A 19,900-nucleotide genomic window follows, 5' to 3' on the forward strand; every position below is an offset into this window, starting at 1 on the left:
TCTAGTTGGCAGTTCTTTGGGGAGTTTACTTTAACATGATCTGGCAATGGCTAAAAAACGGACTTGGGTACACAGTCTGCTTGCTAATTTGTCTTGCTGGTATTTCTTTAGCATTGCCAAAACAGCAAAGAATTTCTAGTGATGTTACCAAACTTTCTCGGACATCAGCTCCGCTTTCACAAGAACAATTACAACTATTAGCAAAGACAATCACTGTCAAAATATCTGCAAAAGAGTTACTCGGTTCAGGAACTCTGCTGCAAAACAAAGGACAAGTTTATACAGTAATAACTAATGCTCATGTCTTAAGAACTGCTAAACCTCCCTATCAAATTCAAACACCAGATGGGCGTATCTATCAAGCGTCTATGTTGCAAATGCCAGAATTTAAGAACGAAGATTTGGCTGTATTGCAGTTTCGTAGCCCAGATATAGTTTATACAGTTACTAATATTAAAGATGCATCTAGCTTGCAAATTGGGGATGAGGTTTTTGTTGGTGGATTTATATCTAATTTAACTAATCAACAGCTGTCCCCCCAAGCAGCAAAAATCTTTAACAATCAGTTTGTCTTTACCTCTGGTAAAGTCACTTTATTCCTAGAAAAAGCTTTAGAGCAAGGCTACCAGATTGGGTATACAAATGATGTTCGTAAAGGGATGAGTGGTGCACCATTATTAAATGTATATGGTGAAGTTGTGGGTATCAATAGCTTACATAAAGACCCACTTTGGGATACTCCAGAAGTTTATCAGGATGGTTCCCAACCGGATAAATCATTACAAGAAATAATTACACGTTCTAGTATGGCTGTACCTATTAAAAAAGAAATATTAGAAAATCATTGGGAGAATAAATCATGAGGTTTGCTGGTGGACTTCCGGCAGTATTATTTGGTACAGCAATTGTCATTGTGCATCTGCAAATCGCCACGGCGTTGAAACCTACAGAAATTAGTCCCATCGCTCAAAAAATTACAGTTCGTATTGATGGAGCAGGTACAGGTTCTGGCGTAATTATTGAGCGCCAAGGCAATACTTACACCATTCTCACCAATTGGCATGTAGTGCAATTTGAAGGTAGTTACACAGTCCAAACACCAGATGGTAAACAATACACCTTTAAGAGTAGCCAAGTGCAACCATTACTAGGTGTTGATTTGGCGACATTTCAGTTTACTAGCAACCAAAATTATAGTGTTGCAGAAAAAGGAAATTCTGAAAACTTACCATTGGGGGCAACTATTCATGTAGCAGGTTATCCTCAAGACTCATCAAACCTCGGCTTTCTGAGTGGTCAAATTTTTAGTCTTGTAACAAAACCAAAAGATGGTTACGCTTTTACTTATACAGTGACTGCTTTTCCAGATATGAGTGGGGGACCGATACTGGACGAGCAAGGTAAATTAATAGGAATTCACGGGCGTTCTATAACTCGTCCAGATACTAATGGTGTTATTGCACTTGGGATTCCCTTGAAAACTTATTTGAGTCTTACCTTATTTACACAACTTTGGGCAAATATATCGAGTCTAAAACCGCAAAATACTCTGATATTTCCTACAAAACCAGCTGCTTCACCACCTTTAAAACCTTTAAATGTACCCTTAAAGTTGACATTTAATCTATTTACTTTAGGGATGACCATGACTGGACATTCCAAAACACTGCTTAAAAGCGGCATCATAGAAGGAAGGGTCTATTCAGTCGCCATAAGCCCAGATGGCAAAACTTTAGCCAGTGGTAGTGGTGACAAAACTATTAAAATATGGAACCTTTCCACTGGGAAAGTAATTAATACCCTCAAAGGTCATTCTTCTTGGATTAAGTCAGTCGCCATCAGCCCAGATGGCAGAACTTTAGCTAGTGGTAGTGGTGACAAAACTATCAAAATATGGAACCTTTCTACAGGGAAATTAATTAATACTCTCAAAGGTCATTCTGATTCGATTGATTCAGTCGCCATCAGCCCAGATGGCAAAATTTTAGCTAGTGGTAGTGATGACAAAACTATCAAAATATGGAACCTTTCTACAGGGAAATTAATTAATACTCTCAAAGGTCATTCTGATTCGATTGATTCAGTCGCCATCAGCCCAGATGGCAAAATTTTAGCTAGTGGTAGTTGGGAGACAATCAAAATCTGGAACTTCACCACTGGGCAAAAAATTCGTACCCTCAAAAGTTATTCTGGTTCAGTTTTCTCATTAGCCTTTAGCCCAGATGGCAGAACATTAGCTAGTACTGGAGGATCTTTTTTGTCACTGTTGAGCAAAGATTCATCACTGTTCAAGGACGACAATATAATTAAAATCTGGAATATCGCTTCTGGACAAGAAATTGTTACACTCAAAGGTCATTCTAATTGGGTTAGGTCAGTTGCTTTTAGCCCAGATGGCAGAACCTTGGCTAGTGCTAGTGATGACAAAACTATCAAGATTTGGTATGTCCCTACTTGGAAAGAAAATATACTTGATAGCCCTCTCAAAGGTCATTCTGGTTTAGTTTATTCAGTAGTCTTTAGCCGAGATGGCAAAACTTTAGCTAGTAGTAGTAGTGACGCTACTATCAAAATCTGGCGGTTATCTGAGCTATCATTCTAAATATTAGATTTTAAATTTTGCTTTGCTTAACTCTATTACGAAGTGAATTAGTTTATTTCAACAGATATAGGTTGAATAAAAATAATTCCTATCATTTCCAGCAGAGAAACTGTATAAGCGGAAAGCTCTAAAAAATAAAACACCAGGAAAATCAACAAAATCTCAGTTTTTTGCCCTAACACTAATATTCAAAAGTTAACTGAGAAAGTAACACACTCTATTTATAATTCCTAATTATTTGCTGTAATTTTAAATGATTCAATCATCGCTTCAGCAGTAGGTGAATACTGAGAATATTTTGCCGACTCTGCTGTATAAGTGATAAAGTAAACCTTGCCGTTTCTCACCGTGCCAATTTCCATAACCTGGAGTTTACATTGTCCTTCTTGCCGATAATAAGTTAATTTATAAGCGTTAAAGTTTGATAGCGTTGTCGATGATGTAGTCTCATCATTAATTTGTGTATTTGGATTAATATTTTTAATCTTGCTGATTGCAAAATGTTTAGATTCTTCTACAGATAACAATTGTGGAGATAAGTCATTAATATTAGTCGTTATTTCTAAAATACAAGAGTCAACCTGCTTGTAATTTTCAGGTATAAATTTAATTACCTGACCGCCAAAATCACCGCCTGGTTCCACAAAATCACCACTTGGTTCTATTGGTTTCCAGTCATTTGGATATTTAATTGCGATGTCATTACGCTCTTCAGAACGTGAAAGAATAGGTGTGGAATTAATAGGATATAAAATTAATAAAACTATAAAAGTAATTACTGCGAATCCACCTACACTTAGTAAAACTTTCCACGGTCGAGATTTAACAGAACCGCTATCTGAAAGATTACTTTGTTGTGGGCTTAACTTTGTCCCCGCCCCTGAGGACGACGGTAGTCAGTTAAATGTCACTGGGGCGTTAAATATAGTGCCTTGGAAAACATTCTTCATCTCATCTGCCAACTTCTGATAGTTAATGACATTTGGCTGTTGCGGCTGAGACTTTAGGTTATCGGCTTGTTGCTGTATCAATTGAATAAAATTAGGATTGGGTTCAGCTTTAGCTGCTGTTGCTACTTGTTGTGCAGCTTGAGCCAGTTCAGGATTAGCTTTGGCAGCAGATTCTACCTCTAGTAAAGCTTTGCCATAATCGAGAGGTTGTTCTGGCATTTGTTCAATAGCAACTACAGTATGGGGAGACTGTTTTTTGAGGGTGACGAGAAACTTGCTAGCCCGATCCCATAAAGCTTCACCTACCTTTTCGCCCGTTTTTTCTAAGGCTTTGATGGCAATTACAGAGCTAAGAGCGATCGCCGCAGTAGTTAAAGGTTCCATATGCTATTTAAATGACTTCAATGAAGTACATACAATAACTCGTAGGGTAGCACAGCTGTGCTACCCTACTAACCTGAACACTCACTACTTACAATTGCTGCGGTGATTTCATTCAACGACTGTTACTGAAGCTCCTTCATTTGCTGGAGGTACACCAGGTAACTCAAGACAGTATCCAGCACCATACACTGTCTTGATATAGCGGGGATGGCGAGGATCTGGTTCTAGCTTGGTTCTCAAGTGGCGAATATGGACTCGAATCGTTTCTATGTCATCATCAGGATCGTAGCCCCAAACTTCTCTGAGGATTTCGCTAGGAGAAACCGTTTGACCGTGGCGTTGCAGTAAGCAGTGAAGTAACTCAAATTCCAAGTGAGTTAATTTCACCGTTTCATTGAACCATATCGCCTCAAATCTTTCGGGAACAAGGGTTAATGAGCCATAGTTGAGAATTTCACTGTGCTTTGCGGCTTGGGGAATCCGGTCAGTACGCCGCAAAAGTGCCCGCACCCGCGCCAGCAGTTCTTCAACTTCAAAAGGTTTGGTAAGGTAGTCATCTGCGCCAGCATTGAAGCCTTCCACCTTGTCCTGAGTTTGGCTCAAAGCCGTCAACATTAACACGGGAATCTCAGAGGTGCGATCGTCGCGGCGCAGACGTTGGCAAACGGTAAACCCATCTACCCTGGGCAACATTAAATCGAGCATGATCAAGTCTGGTTGTAGCTGGAGAGCCAGCGCTTGACCTTTGATGCCGTCTTCAGCTTGACTAACATCGTAGCCAGCCATTTCCAAGTTGACGGCAACTAGTTCTGAAATCGCTGGGTCATCGTCTATGACAAGAATCCTCGGCATTCTTAAAAAATTATTACTACTTATTAAGGATAAATAACAACCTTTGATAGATACAAAGATTTTTGAATCAATTCTAAAAAAGATTTTAAATCTTACATAAATATTAAGATTAAATGACTGTGAAATCAAGACTCAACTAAACGAAATCTTATAGTCTATGATGTGTTACACTCCCCCCTTCAATCCGTCTTGGTTTTTACAAAACGGTGTAATTATGACTGTACACACCGCTTTGTGGGGAAGCCGTTACTGGGAAAGTACTAATCAAAACCCAGAACCGTCTTATCACGAAAAAATCTTTATAGGTGGGCAAGGTGTGCCAATTTTTGGCTTGGTTGCCATTCCTGAAAATGCTCATAGCACGATTATTGGTACTTATGGCATTACTGGAGAGTTGAAGACAGAATGGTCTTTGAGAGTGCTAGGACGTAAAGCCTACGCTCAAGGGTACGCTATGGTGTTATTTGATTGGCGTGCCCACGGTAAAACCGCCGACTTGTCGCCAACTCTGACTTCCGATGGACTGTATGAGGGGGAAGATTATGTTCGCATTGCCGCTGCTGCTAAGGCAATGGGATGTCCAGGAAAATTTTGGTTTACAGGATTTTCTTTAGGAGGGCAATTGACGCTATGGGCACTGAAAGTATCTGGTGAAGTGATTAGAGAGCATGAGGATTTAGGACTACAAGATAGCGATATTGGTGGTGGTATGGTGATTTGTCCCAGTTTGGATTCTGAGCGATCGCTATCTTATCTAGTCACTAAGCCCTTTGGTAGATATTTGGAAAGGCAGATTGCACAGAATTTAGAAAAACTGGCATGGCGAATACATGATGCTCATCCTGGAAGCATTGACCCAGCGGCGATTGAACGGGCAAACAGTATCTGGGGTTTTGATAATGAACTGGTAATTAACCGACTAGGTTTTCCTTCTGTGGAAGCATATTACCAAGCCAGCAGCGCTCTACAAATATTACCGCTAATATCAAAACCGACTTTGATTATCTATGCTGCCGATGACCCACTTTTTGACCCAGCTATCATACCTGACTTGCAAGCTGCCTGCGATCGCAATCCCGTAATAGATTTGCTACTCACTCGTTATGGGGGTCATGTTGGCTATATGAGTAGCAAAAATTGCCAACGCCAATTACAAGATCCTGACCCTTGGTGGGCATGGAATCGGATTTTACAATGGCTGGAGCAAAAGCGAACAGAGTAATAAGGAACTCCAAGAAATAAATTATCCTGTTTGAAGTTGGTGACTGATGACTGATGACGGTTGACTGTGAGCAGTGGGATATTTTTTATTTGTCAGTCTCTAATCGAAAGGATGGCTTTGATTGAGAAGCTACCACAACATTATTGGTAAACCAGCAATGACAGATGCAATACCTGTCCAGAGAGTAAAGCGCTCAATATCTATTTCATCCAAAGCAACGCTCATTTGCTTAATTGCTAATAATAACGCTATCAGTAGCAACACAAAGAATGCAAAGTACTCCAAATTAACGATCATCTATCCTCACTATCTCTACAAAAAAGTAGTTCTAATAGGTTTTTAACAAGCTTTAGCAGAGTTTTTTTGTTTCCAAATTAACACTTTCTCAGAATAATTATTAACTAGTGAAGAGATATCTACTTCAGATAGCCAAATCATAGTTTCATAACCAACCCGACCCATTTCTGGCTCTGGCCCCATAGGCATTTCCACCAAATATTCCCAGCTACCTGACTTAAATCGGTGGTTTTTGATGATGCCTTACCCACCAAGAAAACTGACTCACTGACCATTACTAAACTTAGGTACTGGCAAAACACTTGCAGACATTCCTTGTAGTTCCTTTGAGTAATACCGTAATAGCTAATGTTGTAGCTAAAAGAAAATTTGTAATTCTCTGTCAAGAGTTTTAACGTACTATCTTCCAGAGGATTTAACCTAAAGTTAAGAATTGTACATCTAGAGTAATAAACGGCGCATGTACATATAAAGCAATAAATCACAATATTAGTCAGCAAAAGCGATTGCAGCTACCTGTAATTCAGTATTAAGTAGTTATGTTTACAGCCAGACTTAACATTTAACAACTCTTTTGGCAGATTTTAGAAAAAACAGGCGTATTTGTATAGATAGTGAGGACGAGCGCTTCTGCTGGAGGTGTGAAATATTGGGTTTTATATTTGTTTTTTAATTGAGTAAGTCGGCACAATAAAACTAAACTATATGAAGAAAAATAAACAAAGCTCAAACCATTTTTTCCTGTGCTCTCTGCTCCCTACTCCCTGCCTTATCCCAACGATAATTATTTACGCCCACCTACTTATTTGTTGACTATTAGTTGGACTATAAATTGAGAGATGATTATCTTTAATCGAACTGTCCTTAGCACATCTTTGTACGAATATATCCTTAAGTAGATTGAAACTTTTGCTGAGATATAGATAGCTCTGTATCTTTTTTGCAAATTTACTAAAGCTTGATGAAAGGATTTAAGATAGCAAAAGCGTGACTGTTCAAGTACGGTTAGCTGCAACGCTGCTAGATCATAGCCGAGAAAGCTAGAACTTTGGGTTAAACCCGCGAAGCGATAAGCCTGACGGCATGGCTACGCTTACCGCCTTGGTCTAGCGCATAGTATAGTAGCGCTAAAGTGTCAAACCAGATCCACCGATAAGAATCGTTGTAATTAAACCAACTTCTAGAGTACAAGTTCCTTGACTTTTGACTCAATGACCGCTTCTAATGATATTTGGCTACCTGCACCAACAGATTTAACTCTATTACCGGATGAGATTCATGTCTGGCACATAGACCTTGAACAACCAGAAACACAACTGCAAAATTTAGCAGTAACTCTTTCCAGTGACGAAAAGGCTCGTGCTGAACGGTTCTATTTTCAGGAACATCGACAGCGTTTCATTGCTGGTCGTGGTATTTTGCGAACTATATTAGGTCGATATTTGGGTGTCCAGCCGTCACAAGTACAGTTTAATTATCAACAACGTGGGAAACCAGTATTAGCAGAGAAATTTGCTGATAGTGGACTGGCGTTTAACTTATCTCATTCCCAAGGGTTGGGTTTGTGTGCGGTGAATTGTACTCGCCAAATTGGTGTAGACCTAGAATATATTCGCCCGATGTCTGATCTGGAAGCTCTTGCCAAACGGTTCTTTTTACCGAGAGAATATGAGATGTTGCGATCGCTATCTCCCAACCAACAGCAAGAGGTATTTTTCCGTTACTGGACTTGTAAGGAAGCTTATTTAAAGGCAACTGGAGACGGACTATCTCAGTTAGAGCAAGTTGAAGTATCGCTGACTCTCACAGAACCAGCCAAGTTACAGATAACTGAAGACTGGAGTCTTTTTGAACTAGTACCTGCTAACAATTATGTTGCTGCCGTTGCTGTAGCAAATTTTGGCTGGGATTTAAAATGTTGGCAGTATTAATCCTAGTCATTTGTCATTTGTCATTAATTTTTCTTCCCCAATGCCCCTACTTATCTTCCTGCATATTTCGTACAATTTTTGTCACCAGCTTTCTGGGTACAAATCTGACACTTTTTGCCAGTAATTTATTCATAAAGCCAGGAATCGCAATGGTTTTGCCCTTCATTAAGGCGTGAAAACCAATTTCGGCTACTGTTTGTGCATCCATCATCCTCTTACCCTTGAGCAACTTAGAGTCAGCCATTCCGGTTCTTTCATGAAAGGCAGATGCAGTTGAGCCTGGGCAAAGAACTGTCACAGTGACACCTGTACCTTCTAATTCATTAGCGATCGCTTCTGAAAAAGATAAGATATAAGCTTTAGTTGCAAAATAAACTGCCATCAAAGGCCCTGGTTGAAAAGCAGCGGCTGAGGCAACGTTTAATATTTTACCTTCGCCTTGCTTTACCATGCCCTTCACGAATAGCTTGGTTAAATGGGTGAGACACACCAAATTTACCTGTAGCATTTCCAGTTCAGTGGCTAGGTCTGTTTGGTGAAATAATCCATAGATACCAAATCCAGCATTATTTACTAGCACGTCAACATTAATATCGGCTTTTTGCAACTCTGTAAAAATTTCTTCAGGAGCCGTTGATCTAGATAGATCCTTAACAATAGGTTTGACAAAAATTCCAAATTCTTCTTGGAATTTAACAGCAATTTCTACTAGCTTTGGCCCATTTCTGTCTACTAAGACCAGATTATAATCATGAGCAGCAAAAATACACGCTAATTGGTAGCCAATTCCACCCGCTGACCCAGTAATAAGAGCAGTTTGTCTGCTCTGTCCTTGATGTGTTTTGTTCATGTAAGAATGTTGGTGAATTCAATTTGATGAAGCTGCATTGCATTTACAGTCGTTCTCGTTCTACAATTAAGTGCGCGTAATATTTGAACTTACAAGAAATATATTAAGTTATTCCCCTTGCAAATACTTGTGTGATGCCTTAAATAGATGTACCAGTCCAAACGCAAATTTAGGACTTATACATCGAATAAGTTGGGCATTCAAGAAGTTCGCTTATTTCAAACTACTAGCGTCTGGCTTTTGATTACTCACAGAAGCCAGCAGGTAAAATCAAACTTTCATGCCCGACACTAACTATTCTATCCTCAATTGCTTCTGTCAAGAGTTGAATCCTAAAAATTTACATTATTGGGCATAAAAAAACAGGGCAATTATATTGCCGCTGTTAATCTATAAGTTGTTGCTGGCATCTGAAATATTGGCTATTCAGTAGTACTGAGTTTAAAAAAAATGGACTAAATAAAATTATTTTGTAGTGGAGCCAGTGCGTTGTGAAGGTTCCCGACACTCGATAGCATAGCGTTAGCGACATAGGAGGGTCTGACTCGCTAACGCTGCGCTATCCCTTGTCGCAACTGGCGTTGTGTTACAGCTTCTGTAACGCACCAAAAATATCTGGAACGGTGCGTTAAGTTCCTAACACATCCTACGCAATTTTTGAGTTTCTAAGCGATATTTAAGAAGCCACTTTGAATCAAGTAGGCGGTGTAAGTCATAAACAATTGAGAGTCAATTGGAGGACAAGCAATAGAACTACCTGCTAGTGCATGAAGAGTATCTTGGCAGCTAATATGAGGTCTTCTAGCTTGCAAGTACAAATCAGGAATAGTCAGTTGCTCATCAGACCAGCGCTCTAGTAAAAATGGTCGCAGAGTGTACAAAGGATTGTCTACAGAAGACACATTATTGATTAACTCTGATTGCCATTTTTCGTAAGGAATCATCTCAACTGAATAACCAAAAGAGCGTATCCACTCAACTAATGTTTTTAAAGATACAGGTTGAGGATGTTGTAAATTGAAAGCCTTACCTATAGATTCTTTTTGCCGTGATAGATAAACAATGGCTTTACTTACATAGTCCACAGGTGACATATCCAACATATAATCTACATCAGGGAAACTTCCCATTTGTAGACAGCCCTTGGTCATCAGATTGATAAAGTCATGTGTGTTACAAATGCCTGTTTTGCTATCACCGGAAATCAGTGGCGGTCTGTGGATAGTTACAGGAAGTCCACGGTCACGAGCAATTTTTACTAACTTTTCAGCTACCCATTTAGTTTGTGAGTAACCAAGATAAATACCTTCCCAATGATTGAATTCATCCTGCTCTTTGACAACCTTGCCAGCATAAGCAGTGGATTCAAAAACAGCTACACTAGAAACGTAATGTACAGGCTTGACTTTAATTTGACAAGCCAATCTCAAAACTTCCTGTGTTCCTAAAACATTGGCTGCTTTCAGTGCTGAGTAGGGAAAAACGTAATTCAATAAAGCACCACTATGATAGATAGTATCAATATTGGTAGCTAAAACTTGAAACTGTTCCGAACCAACACCTAACAATGGCAAAGATAAATCACCGACAATTGGAATAATTCTGGAATTAAATTCTTGCTGCCAAATTGCATACTGTTGCAGATTATTTTGGAGTTTGCTTTTGCCTTCTTCGGCATTAGCAGCACGCACTAAGCAATAGATATCCGCCTTGGTTTCTTGTAGCAATTCCCGGATGATAAAAGCTCCTAAAAAGCCTGTTCCTCCAGTTAAAAAGATGTTCTTTGGTTCACCCACAAGCAGATTAGATGCAGCACCGGGATGGATTGTAGGGTCAAGAACAGCCTCAGCACCTAAATCTAGAACAGAGGGTGCAGCGTTGGCATTAAAGGTTGTCACTCCTGTATCTTGAATTGGTGAACCTTCTTGCACTTCTTCAGCCAAACGCTGTGAAAGAGCTTCAATATTTGGGTAATGCCACAGAAGCAAAGGAGAGGGTTGAAATCCGAGCAACTTTTCTAAGTTACTTACTAAAATCATTGCTTGGGCTGAATCCAACCCATAGTTTTCTAAATGTTCTTTGACATCTATTTCATCAGTTGCTACTCCTAGCAACTTAGCTAAATTAGATACCAAAAATATTTGAATATCGTCTGCTGTGAAAGACTGTTTTATAGTCATTTTTAAATCTCCAACAATGATGTAGAACGAACAGGGTGATATTGACTGTAATAATCAGAAGTTTGCAGTCCTTGAATTTTCAAATTTTGGACACGATACAAAAAGGCTGCACCAGTCATAATTTGATTAGCAACATCAACTACCTGACGATTATTGGGTTCAGACAAATAGGAACCGCGTACCCAGTCATTGAAACCGCCCATTGCCGGGCCACACCAAATTTGATAATCGACTTCTCTACCTTTTTCACCAGAACTAGACCAGCGAGAAGATAATCCTAGATACCAACGGAAAATCAACGCCATTTTCAGCTTAGGATTATTCACTGCTTTCCCAAGTTTCTCAGGATTCTTTTGGGACAAATAAGCCGCAGTTCCTTCCCATACTTCAGCAATAGTTTTGCGAAAAACTTGTTTTTCTAATTTCTCTCTTTCTGCTAAAGGAATCTCTTCAATGGAATCATAACCGCGATAGAGTTCAAATAATTTCTGCGCTCGCATGGGGAACATTGTACCCCGTTTAAGAACTTGCAATTTGACTCCCATTTCAAACATATCTGCTGCTGGGGCCATAATCATATCAGCCATTTCAGCTTGAGCTAATAACTTTTTAGTATGTTCACAAGCCCCAGATTCAATACATGACTGATTGATTGAGCCGGTCATTACATAAGCAGCACCCATCATAAAGGCTGCTAATGCTGATTGTGGTGTACCAATTCCACCTGCAACACCGATTCTAATGGGTGTTTGGTAATTATATTGTGCTTGAATTTCATCCCGCAAAGCAATAATAGAAGGCAATAAACAAACCAGGGGACGGTTATCTGTATGACCTCCAGAATCAGCTTCGACGGTAATATCATCAGCCATCGGAACTTTGGCTGCAAGAGTTGCTTGTAACTCAGTAATTAATCCTTGTTCAAGAAGTTCTTTGATAATTCTGGCTGGTGCTGGATGTAGGAATTTAGTCGCAACTTCTCGGCGAGAAATTTTGGCAATGACTTTATTTTTGATTTCAATTTGATTAGCGCTATTCAAGCCCAATCCAGCAACACGATAATAAACAATGTTGGGCGTCAAGTCGAGAAATGCAGATGCTTCTACTGTTCTCACTTGATATTTGAGGTATAAATCCACAGCCCGGCGTTCAATCGCAGGTTCATTGGGACTGTGAATTAAATTAAATGCATAAGGCCCTTGAGGTAAAGCTTCTTGAATGCGATTTATGGCTACTTCCAAACGTTCTGGAATTAAACCACCTGCACCAAAGGAACTCAAAATTTGCTCTTTTCCAAGTGCAATGACCATTTCTTCGGAAGCAATACCGCCAGCCATTGCGCCGGTAACGTAGGCATATTTCACTCCATAAGAGGAGAGAAAATTAGGATCTCCAAATTGTTGAATGTGGATTGGGGCTGCAAATGTTAGCAGTTCTACTTGTGCTGTTGTGCCATTATCACCAGGGGATAAATAACCCTCATTAGTGACACCGATTTTTCCGGCAACTTTCACGATGTAGCAGGGTTTATTCAACACCATCAATTTATCTTTGATGGTTTGTTTCTCAAAAGATACAGTTTCTAAAGAACCTTTCCAAACCTGGTTTTTGTTATAAGACCAGGAAGAGAAATTAAGGTCATTATTGTGTTTACTTAGTACCGTATCTACGGTTGTCACGGCAGTTATCCCTCGGATTACAAGCAATGGGTGATAAAAGTTGAAGGGTGTAGACTTTTTATAGGAGTCTAAGTTTTATTTTTTTACGAACCGCAGAGGCGCAGAGAAAACAGAGGAAGAAAGTAATACCAATTCTCTAGGAAGATGCACGTAATAATTATTAAACGTACCGCAAAGGGCGCTAAGGAAGAGAAAGTTTAGAGAGAATTGGTATGAGATATTAAGATTCGTCGTTAAGTAAGTTTTGAGCGCAAGCTAGTTGCAATTGAATTATTTCGCTCATTTGTTGACTGTAATCTTGTCTAGCTTGTAAAAAGGCTGTGTGTGCTTTAGTTATCTTTGAATTATTAGCATTGAGCTTTTGATACTGGGTCTTATTTAAATCGAACATGCTGATGATGCTACTAATTTTTTTAGTTCTGACGGGTGGGGAAAAAACAGTAATTGGCTGTTGAATTGCGCTTGACTCAGAAGATTGTAATTGTTCTCTCGGTTCAAAAACGTTATCAATGATATTTTTCTGTTTGAGTTCTTCTGGCTGAGTAGGGAATGGCAAGATGCTAGGGGAGTAATTTTCTTCTTGGGTTATTTGGTTGGAAGTGTTAAGAGAATCTGTGATTTCAGGTTGCTGGAGATTAGGTATGTTTGGATGCTGTATTTTGAAGCGATCGCTTCTAAGATCCCCAGCGAAATCTTCAACCAGTTTACGATTTTCTTCGCTCAAAATTGTAGCTGCGATCGCTTTACCACCCAAGGTAACTGTTCTCAATGTTGCTTTATTTGAATTAGTAGTTTCTTGGACTTTGCTGTACAACGGTGATAAATCTAAGTTCACCTGATGACTGAGCAGTTTTGCTAATGCTTTGACCATTGAAGCATGGTCATCCATTCCTCTACGATTCAGAGAAACTGTGATGTGTTCTTTGTTGCCAAGAATTTTATCAATCCATCGCGAACAGACACTACCAGCGCCCGCTTCTAAAAATATTCGGACTCCATCGCCGTAAACACGATTAACTAATTGCGGAAAATCAAGTTCTTGGCACAATCCTTTGGCGATGTTGTGAGCAATAGCATCTCTTTCAAGTGCAACTGGTTGATAATCGGCGGCAGAATAAAACACAATACCGGGAAGATTTTGTGATGGTAAGCTGTTTACCTTTTGAATTTCCTCGAACTGCGATCGCATCGCTTCACAATGTATCACATGGTCGAAGGGAGCGGGGAAAGCGTTGCAACCTAGAGTTTGAATCAATCGCTTACAGGCTGCATCTTCACCAGCAATTAATACTTCTTCTGGTGTGTTGATTTGAGTTAAGTAGACGCGATTCTCATATTTCAGGCATTCTCTAACTTGCGATGGAGTAGCCATGAGAACATAAGTATTCCAAAAATTGTTGTTTGGTGAATCTGTTAATCCCCAATATTCACGCACAGCATTTTTTGGCCCAGATAACTTATCGCCAAATAGAGGTGATGAGTTTAAGGTGTTACTTCCGCCCTCAAAATCACTCCAAACTCCTTGGGCAACCATCATGCTAGTTTCACCTAAGCTATACCCAAATACACATTGCGGCTTGACTTGAAAATCATCTCGGAAAATTGCCGTCATGTATCTAGCAAAGGCGATTTCACTTTCAAACATTCCCAGTGAATCATCTAACAATTGCTTTTCGAGAGTTTCTAGTTGTCTGGTTGTCAATTTAGGTAAACTTCTGGGATAAACTAACTTTTCAACATCGGCAGCGCGGTTGTAGAGATTGTTACTTTTTAAGTCCTCAAAAACTTTAGGAAATAAACGGAATACACTGCGACCAATACCGATATAAGAATTGACTGCTGCGGGGTAAACATAAGCAACTGCTCCAGTTTTACCCAATGGTTTTGCTGTGAAATAACTTCCTAAAGGTGTTTGCCAATCTGTGCCGTTTTCAAAGGCATTATTTACACCTTTGCGGGCAGATTCAATTTCTTTGAGTAAATCTTTTGTGTTACGTCCTGTAATTGATAAGACGTATTTTGCATCAGAATGCTGTTCAAAGGTCGCGAATGTTTCGCTGGCGGTAGTAGATAAAGAAGAACTGGCTTCAATGGATTTTTGGAGATTGTTAAGTAAATCGGGTATAGTGGAGCGATCGCTAACTGCAATGGGGAACAGATGAAAAGGCATTTGTTGCAAATATCTGTTGTCGCGCTCCTCTTGGCTAGGTTCCTCCGATAAGATTAAATGGGCGTAACTGCCATCTATAGCCATACTATTAATTGCTGCTATTCTGCGTGTGCCGCCTTTATCGACAAACCAAGGTCTTGATTCCATCGCTACATAGAAAGGGCTACCTTCCCATACTTGCGGTGTTTTGACACCAGACCATTTGGGTGTGGCGGGAATATACCTGTAATAAAGACAGAGAGCAGTTTTGATTAAGCTAGCAATTCCCGATGCTGTATAGGTGTGGCCGATATTGGCTTTGACACTGCCCAATGCACAATGCAAACCATTGCCCACTTTTGGATAAGCTTGGAGCAAACCTGTGATTTCGGCTTCATCTTCCTGGGGAACGCCACTACCGAAGACTTCTACATAGTTAACTTCTGTAGGTTGAATCTCTGCCATCTGGAAAGCTTGTTTGCAGACATTGCTGATGGCTGAAGCATCAGGTTTTACCAAAGCATTACTTATGGTAGAATTACCTTGTGCAAAACTCATGGCATCAATTACTGCATAGATGCGTTCATTGTCTTCTTTAGCAGTTTCATAGCGCTTGAGGACAACTGCACCAGCACCTTCGCCAACCGTCCAGCCATTAGCTTGTTGGTCATAACCCAACGTGTTGACACCCGTATTAATTGGTGCAAATTGGCTGCGGAACAAGACATTTTCCACACCACCTGCTAAATCCACTGCACCCACAACCACGGCATCAACTTCCCCAGTAGCGAGTAGCATTTGTGCAACTTCCAACGCTTTGAGGGCAGAATTTTCGCCAGATGTCATCGTGAATGCAGGGCCAGTAAAATTCCACAAAGCAGAAATCCGACTCGCCATAATGTTGGCGATGTGACTTACATATTCGCCGATTTCTACTGGTTGATGAATGCTATCTTTGACAATGGTTTCCAGTTGGGAAAGCTGTTCATCAGCTAAAGAAATTCCTTGGTTGAGTAAGCCATCCTTAACTTGCCAAGATAGATTCCATCTTTGCTGTAGCTGATGCACAGATAATTCTGTCTCAGCAGCGACAATCACTGCCACATTGCCACCCTCCTGTAGTTTCGCATCTTTCACGGCGCGATCGGCAACCTTCAGGAGTAATAATTGTTGAGGGTTTAACTTCTCTATTTCATTCGGTGGGATTTTGGACGATAAAGTATCGATTTCAAAATCTTTGATGTATGCCCCTATTGGTGCTTTTCCATCTGTTAAACCGTACTCTTTCAGGACATTTTCTTGATTTTCTATACCATGCCATCTTTGAGGCGGTAGGGAAGTAAAATGCTGTGTTCCATCATAAATACTGCGTTCAAAAGCATCTAAACCATTGCAATTACCAAAAAAGGCATCCATGCCGACAATGGCAACTTTCACAGGTGGAACAGGTGGAGTTGATTCAACTGATTGTGTTGTATTTCCTTGTTCTAAAATCAGATGAGAATTAGTGCCGCCAAAACCAAAAGCACTGATGGCTACCCGTTTAATTGGTGCATTATTATTGGGCCATGTTGTAGCTGTTCTAACAATTTTATCAACGGAGATTGTACTATTTTCGGAAGGTAAAGGTTCAGTAACATTAATGGTTGGTGGAATTACACCATGAGACATGCTCAAAATCGCTTTAGTCAAGCCAACCATGCCAGCAGCAGTTAGTAAGTGACCAGTATTTGCCTTGACAGAACCTACTAGAGGTGCAGCCTGATTTTCACCAAAAAATGTTTCTATAGAATTGACTTCAGTTGAATCTCCCAGTAATGTGCCAGTAACATGACACTCTAAATAATCGATAGATTTTGGATTAATTTTTGCCTCATTATAGGCTCGCTCAAAAGCTAGGATTTGTCCTTTAGAATTAGGACTAAGTAAGTGTTTACCCTTGCCATCATTTGAAAGTCCATTACCGCAGATGGTAGCGACAATATTATCACCATCTCTGATGGCATCAGAATATCTTTTCAGCATCACCATCCCAACACCATCGGCAGGAATTAGCCCTCTTGAGGACTTATCTAAAGGGCGGCTGATGCCATTTTCTGGATACCCTTGAACACCGGAAAATAACATCCGCACGAATAGGGAATCTGCACAACTTATAGCTCCAGCTAACATGACATCAGCTTTGTGCGACCATAAGTAATGAGATGCTACTTTAATAGCATAAAATGATGATGAACAAGCAGCATCTACACAGAAATTAATCTGGGATAGAGATAGAGCTTGAGCAATTATAGATGCTGGTAAGCCAGATATCATGGCATTGTACAAAGATGCTTTAGTTGCAGTTGAGACAGCTAAATCAAAGTCTTCATACTGTAAAAGTTCTCTGACAGCAGGTGCGATCGCTTTCTGGTAAATCGGAGAGAATAATTGATTAGATAACTTCGTAGGAAGCGAAAGATTACCTAAAATTACACCACATTTTGAAAGAACAGTTTGATTACCCCAATAACCACTATCCACAATTGCTTGTTTAGCAGCATACAACGACCATTTAAAGGTATTATCTAAACCAGCAATCAATTCTGATGGTAGATTGTATTCACCAGGGTTAAACTGAAAGTTACGGATGTATCCTCCCTGGAGAGAATAGGTTTTATCTGGTGTGCCTTTAACTGGATTATGAAAAATTGTCGGATTTACTCCAATTTCCTCGATAGTTGCAGATGATGTTGAATCTTTTTGATTAACAATATTCTCCCAGAATTCTTCGGGGTTTTTAGCATCAGGAAATAAACATGATAATCCGATGATCGCTATTTTTTCCACTAATTTTATCCTTAAGGTTTGGGTATTAGGCAAGAGATATTTAAAACGCAGGATTTACGCTGTTCCCCAAACTTTAAAAAAGCGGTTGCTAAAGAAATAGCTTACGTATGAGACAAAAGAGGAGGACACTTGTGTGGGCGGGTTTCCCGACTTGAGCAAAGTGTCCGTAGCGCAGAGAGAAGAAGTTGAAGATTACTAGCTTTTGAGTGATTTCATCGACCAAATAATTGCGTGGGCACCGAGCATACGCGAATATATTTGTCCTTGACGGTCATGTATGATAAAGTCAGCGATCGCACTAGTTGCTGTTTTCGCTTTCACTTCACAAGAAACGTAAAAAGGTTTGTTATGTGGTGTAGCTACAAACTGTTCATATTTTTCCACCCTACCAGGTAAACAAGCTTCTTGATAAAAGTGCTGTGTCCAAATCCATAACCCGTGCATACTCAAGTCAATCGTATAAGGATTGATCCATTGCACTGGAAATTGTCCTTGTTGCTTGTCGCTGATTTCTTGCCAAAAACATTCTGTAGTGATTTTTTCAGGGCTAATGTTTAAGACTTTTTGGACTTCTTGAAAAGCAGGGCCATGAAATAATGTACTTCCTCCATTTTGGTAAAAAGCTTTTCCAGTTGCGGTGATGATGTTATCCTGTTCAAGATTAATTGATTCATAAGGGCGGCAAATGGGAATTTCTTGCCGGAGATTGAGTTGAGCGCTAAAATGATAATGAATTTTTCCTTCTGCGTTTTTACTCCAGATTTTCGCTTTAAGTTCGATGCTTTCAAAGCTCACCTTGGAAATTTCTTCGATTTCTAAAATATGTTCCTTTGCTAAAGATTCATTGAAAGTAATTCCCTTCAATATTTTAAAGTTTTTGTGATAGAACAATCTGTAACCTGGATAAAGTTGTTCACAGGCGTTGATCATCCATGACATTGCACAAGTTGCTGGTAAAACTGGATAACCAGCGATAGTATGATCCAGCAAAAATGGATTATCTGCTAGGATGATTTGGCGACGAATATGATGGGTTCGCAGCTGAGAATATAGTTCTGTAGCAAGTGGAGCAAGTGTGCTACCAATCACAACTTGTGCAGTTGGATCAGTGGCGCTATTTATTTCTTGAACGAGCATTTGTGCCCCAGCTGCAATCGGAATTATTTCAATTTTGCGCTCTTGAAAAACTTTTTTTAATTCCGGTGTCACCATACCACTATCCCAAGCTCCCCAATTAATCGCAACTACATGGCATGAGGGATAATTTTGCTTGATTAGATGGGCTGATTTATTGAGAATTTCATTAGCGATCGCATAATCAGACTGCCCAATATTTCCATGAAAACCTGTTACAGAAGAAAACAAAACTAAATGTTGAAGTTGACTAGGGTTAATGCAAGTAAGTAGATTTTCTAATCCTTGCACTTTAGCGGTGTAAACTTTTTCAAAATCCTGTTCTGTTTTCTTTTCAATTAACTTATCGGCTAAATTCCCAGCCCCGTGGATGATTCCTGTAATTGGGCCCATACGTTGTACAGAAGTGGCAAGTTTTTCCTGTAAAGCTTGCGTATCTGTGACATCAACGCTGATATATTCTGCTTTAGCTCCTGTTTTTTGAATTGCTGCTAAAGTCTTTTTAATTTCGCGGCTGGAGGTAATTTTGTTATATATCTTTTGCACGCTCATGGGTGTGGGCTTTTCTCCTTGGGAAAGAAGATTTTCCATGATGCGTTTTTTCAATGCTGATTCATCACTATCTTGAGCAAAATCTGGCTCGGTTTCTAAAAGTTCGGAGCGACCGAGAAGGATAAATTTGCAGGGTTGCTGCTGGGCTAATCTGATCGTACACTCAGCCGTAATCCCTTTTGCACCGCCGCTAACGACAAAGACAGATGATGGACTAAGCTGGGCTGTTTGGGTCATAAATCCTCGTAAATACCTGCATAAATTTGTTTTTTTCCTCCGTGTCCTCTGC

At 39.9% G+C, this 19,900-nt stretch carries 14 protein-coding genes; 4 read left to right on the forward strand and 10 right to left on the reverse strand.

The features are described from left to right. The first annotated feature begins 35 nt into the window (after positions 1-35). The gene (locus ACFE93_RS01400) at positions 36-863 is read left to right on the forward strand and encodes a serine protease (RefSeq protein ID WP_375471673.1); all 828 of its coding nucleotides are present in this window, start codon (positions 36-38) and stop codon (positions 861-863) included. Further along, on the forward strand, positions 860-2,602 hold the full coding sequence (locus ACFE93_RS01405; protein ID WP_375471674.1) for a trypsin-like peptidase domain-containing protein: 1,743 nt from the start codon (positions 860-862) through the stop codon (positions 2,600-2,602). Before ACFE93_RS01400 ends, ACFE93_RS01405 begins: the two co-directional genes overlap by 4 nt. A gap of 230 nt (positions 2,603-2,832) precedes the next feature. Here ACFE93_RS01405 and ACFE93_RS01410 read toward each other — a convergent pair whose 3' ends face one another. From ACFE93_RS01410 to ACFE93_RS01420, 3 genes are all read right to left on the reverse strand, one after another. Further along, positions 2,833-3,378, reverse strand: coding sequence for a PsbP-related protein (locus ACFE93_RS01410; RefSeq protein ID WP_375471705.1), 546 nt, complete (start codon positions 3,376-3,378; stop codon positions 2,833-2,835). A gap of 120 nt (positions 3,379-3,498) precedes the next feature. Continuing rightward, on the reverse strand, positions 3,499-3,936 hold the full coding sequence (locus tag ACFE93_RS01415; protein WP_375471675.1) for a hypothetical protein: 438 nt from the start codon (positions 3,934-3,936) through the stop codon (positions 3,499-3,501). A gap of 108 nt (positions 3,937-4,044) precedes the next feature. Continuing rightward, a complete protein-coding gene (locus tag ACFE93_RS01420) occupies positions 4,045-4,788 on the reverse strand; it encodes a response regulator transcription factor (protein WP_118170349.1) in 744 nt (247 codons plus the stop codon). Between the two features lie 157 nt (positions 4,789-4,945). Between ACFE93_RS01420 and ACFE93_RS01425 the strand changes: the two genes are divergently transcribed. Beyond that, positions 4,946-6,010 (forward strand): YheT family hydrolase, encoded by a 1,065-nt coding sequence (locus ACFE93_RS01425; protein ID WP_375471676.1) that lies wholly within the window; start codon positions 4,946-4,948, stop codon positions 6,008-6,010. 129 nt (positions 6,011-6,139) lie between these two features. On the opposite strand, the gene ACFE93_RS01430 is transcribed toward ACFE93_RS01425, so the two are convergent. Both ACFE93_RS01430 and ACFE93_RS01435 read right to left on the reverse strand, forming a co-directional pair. Continuing rightward, positions 6,140-6,307: a hypothetical protein gene (locus ACFE93_RS01430; protein ID WP_375471677.1), complete on the reverse strand. Its 168-nt coding sequence runs from the start codon at positions 6,305-6,307 to the stop codon at positions 6,140-6,142. 42 nt (positions 6,308-6,349) lie between these two features. After that, positions 6,350-6,490 carry a hypothetical protein gene (locus tag ACFE93_RS01435; RefSeq protein ID WP_375471678.1) on the reverse strand — a complete coding sequence of 47 codons (141 nt, stop codon included), beginning with the start codon at positions 6,488-6,490 and terminating at the stop codon, positions 6,350-6,352. Positions 6,491-7,518: 1,028 nt separating this feature from the next. Between ACFE93_RS01435 and hetI the strand changes: the two genes are divergently transcribed. After that, complete coding sequence (gene hetI / locus ACFE93_RS01440) at positions 7,519-8,238, forward strand: 4'-phosphopantetheinyl transferase HetI (RefSeq protein WP_375471679.1); 720 nt, start codon at positions 7,519-7,521, stop codon at positions 8,236-8,238. A gap of 46 nt (positions 8,239-8,284) precedes the next feature. On the opposite strand, the gene ACFE93_RS01445 is transcribed toward hetI, so the two are convergent. The 5 genes from ACFE93_RS01445 to ACFE93_RS01465 all read right to left on the reverse strand — a co-directional run bounded on the left by ACFE93_RS01445 (position 8,285) and on the right by ACFE93_RS01465 (position 19,848). Next, entirely contained in the window at positions 8,285-9,088 is an 804-nt protein-coding gene (locus ACFE93_RS01445) for an SDR family NAD(P)-dependent oxidoreductase (protein ID WP_375471680.1), read from the reverse strand. Between the two features lie 665 nt (positions 9,089-9,753). Next, the gene (locus tag ACFE93_RS01450) at positions 9,754-11,268 is read right to left on the reverse strand and encodes a thioester reductase domain-containing protein (protein WP_375471681.1); all 1,515 of its coding nucleotides are present in this window, start codon (positions 11,266-11,268) and stop codon (positions 9,754-9,756) included. 2 nt (positions 11,269-11,270) lie between these two features. Then, entirely contained in the window at positions 11,271-12,947 is a 1,677-nt protein-coding gene (locus ACFE93_RS01455) for a PfaD family polyunsaturated fatty acid/polyketide biosynthesis protein (RefSeq protein WP_375471682.1), read from the reverse strand. A gap of 220 nt (positions 12,948-13,167) precedes the next feature. Continuing rightward, a complete protein-coding gene (locus tag ACFE93_RS01460; protein WP_375471683.1) occupies positions 13,168-17,925 on the reverse strand; it encodes a PfaB family protein in 4,758 nt (1,585 codons plus the stop codon). Positions 17,926-18,120: 195 nt separating this feature from the next. Then, positions 18,121-19,848: an SDR family NAD(P)-dependent oxidoreductase gene (locus tag ACFE93_RS01465; RefSeq protein WP_375471684.1), complete on the reverse strand. Its 1,728-nt coding sequence runs from the start codon at positions 19,846-19,848 to the stop codon at positions 18,121-18,123. Between the last annotated feature and the right edge of the window lie 52 nt (positions 19,849-19,900).

The organism is uncultured Nostoc sp., from assembly GCF_964247315.1.
GTDB lineage: Bacteria > Cyanobacteriota > Cyanobacteriia > Cyanobacteriales > Nostocaceae > Nostoc.